1 protein-coding gene is annotated in these 282 nt (G+C 65.6%); it reads left to right on the top strand.

The genetic code is table 11. From position 1 onward, the window contains the following. On the top strand, positions 1-282 hold a 282-nt coding region (locus QD280_RS17815; protein ID WP_279840156.1), incomplete at both ends, for a VCBS domain-containing protein.

Raw genomic sequence — 282 nt, 5'->3', positions numbered from 1 at the left:
CACCAGCACCACGACCGGCAACGTGCTCAGCGATGCGCAGCCCGATACCGACACTGATGGCGGCAACGACAGCGATGTGCTGATCGTCAGTGGCATCGGTGCGGGTGCCAATGCCGGGACTGACACCGCCGCGGGTACGCCGGTCACTGGCACCTACGGCAGCGTCACCATCGCCGAAGACGGCAGCTACACCTACGCGCTGGACAACAGCAACGCGGCGGTGCAGGCGCTGGCCGAAGGCGAGGTGATCACCGAGACCTTCACCTACGAGATCTCCGATGG

The organism is Cobetia sp. 1AS1 (assembly GCF_029846435.1).
Lineage (GTDB): Bacteria > Pseudomonadota > Gammaproteobacteria > Pseudomonadales > Halomonadaceae > Cobetia > Cobetia amphilecti.
The sequence above is the reverse complement of the archived record's forward strand: the minus strand, read 5'-3'. Positions and strand labels throughout refer to the sequence as shown.